Origin of the sequence: Moorena sp. SIO4A1 (genome assembly GCF_010672065.1) — a bacterium.
Lineage (GTDB): Bacteria > Cyanobacteriota > Cyanobacteriia > Cyanobacteriales > Coleofasciculaceae > Moorena.
In genome coordinates, this window is the sequence record NZ_JAAHHX010000428.1 from 1 (window position 1) to 1,903 (window position 1,903).

Here is a 1,903-nt window from a genome sequence, read left to right on the forward strand (position 1 = left end):
AGTAGTGGGCTGACTACACCTCCCTGTGGGGTTCCTTGCTCAGGAAATTCCAGGTCAACTCCGGCCTTAAGGCATCTGAATATCCCAGTCTTCAAACTTGCTGGTGCAATTAACCTGTCCATGATGGACTTATGGGAAATGCGGTCGAAACACTTTTTAATGTCTAGTTCTATTACTCTCTTGTTGATGCCTTTGCAGAACGAGTTTAAGTTTTGGAACACGTACTTTTGTACATCATGAGCACTTCTACCTGTCCTAAATCCGTAACTACGGGCGTGGAATGTGGCTTCGTGTGCTGGTTCGAGGGCGAATTTTGCTAGACATTGCCATGCTCTGTCTGTGATGGTAGGTATCTTGAGTTTTCTTATTTTCCCATTTTTCTTGGGAATTGGGATTTCGCGAAGACCGGAGTGGTGCCAGTCAAGGGCATTTCCCTTCATTATCTCAAGTACTTTAAACCTTTCATTACAGCTCAGTGCGGTTTTGCCGTCTATTCCGGCGGTTTTCTTGCCCTGATTGAGCTGAGTCACTTGACGTATGGCCAAAAGTTGAGCTGAGCGGGATTTCAGAATCAGTTTCTGTAGAGACCGAGCTTTCCTCAAGTCACCAGCTTTAACTGCTTTATATACGCGCCTTTGTAGGCGGAAAAGGTTTTTCCGGAGTTGTTTCCAGTTTTGTCCTTTCCAAAGGTCACTAGATTTTTGTCTGTGTCTACCCATACTCTCCATTGGTTTGTATATTCTGAACACCCGTGCCCAGTTTTGAACACATCTTACCCGGTGGTGGGGATTAGGCTTTGGCATAGCTTACTGAGGTTACGACCGTTCCTCCGACCCTTTTGTTTATTGCCACCGTTTTTACTCGTTCCATCATCCAGATTGTTTTGATGATTTAGGGCAGTCCGGAGATGAAACCTTAGAATAGTGGAGCCTTACTACAAAATTTTTAACCCTTTTACCCATAGCCGACTAACTATAAAGGCTCCACTATTCTTGCGGTAACTTCTAACCAATTTGCCTATCCTCTTCTCGGGGTTACGACTATCAACAGGAAAACGTCGTGAGAATTAAAGGATGAAGTCCACATGGTTTGTTTCAGATTGTGGCTTCTGCGTAAGACACTTTTCTAGGACTTGTTTGCCCATGTCATCTCCTCCTTAGCGGTAGGGAACCTAATCTGTTTCAGTCCTAATTCCGCCCTGATGCCAGCGTCACTCTGTAGGTTGCCGCCTACTCGGTGTGGCCAGATAGAGAGTCACTTGTCCCTTCAAGGGGTGGATTTTCACCACCATCCGGAAGATAGTTAGGATTTTGAGGTGTTATCCTCACGAATCCCCTCACTCATACCCCTCTAGCTTCTAGAGGCTCCTAGTGAGAACGAGCCGCACCCGGTTACGCAGTAGACTAAAATGGAAGCTGCTGCGATCAAAGCTCCAATGGTAGGGTCAACTCCAAAAAATACATCAAGGGTCTTGGCAGCTGCAGCAAATTGTGCGGCAGTATAGGCTCCGATAAATACAACAGTGATCACAGCAACAATCAATGTGATTATTCGTCTGCCTTGAGGTTTTTTGACTGTAGAGCCTAGGAACTCCGGAATAGTTTGGGAGTTTTGCTCTCTGGACATCTGGTTTATTTTATCCGGGAAAAAAGTCCAAAAGGTTAAATCACCTAAGAACCAGGCAATTACCATCAGCAGAGCAGAAACTCCCATGGAGTAAGCCATTCCAACGGTTCCGATCATAATCCATCCACTGTTTCCCGTTGCTCCAGCACTTAGACCGACAAAGACTTTTCCAAAAGAGCGTGAGCCAAGTAAGTAGTCTGATTCTGTATTATCGGAAGATTTAGCAGCTAGAGCCCCAATCCACAAAAAAATTACTAGAAACAATCCAAAACTGAAA

1 protein-coding gene and 1 pseudogene are annotated in these 1,903 nt (G+C 45.1%); both read right to left on the reverse strand.

Annotated features, from left to right (window positions below):
* The coding region (locus F6K53_RS39025; RefSeq protein WP_293085260.1) for a reverse transcriptase N-terminal domain-containing protein at window positions 1-719 on the reverse strand (719 nt) is incomplete at its 3' end.
* A 631-nt stretch (window positions 720-1,350) separates the two neighbouring features.
* Window positions 1,351-1,903 (reverse strand): annotated as a pseudogene (locus F6K53_RS39030) (sodium/proline symporter); the annotation flags it as partial.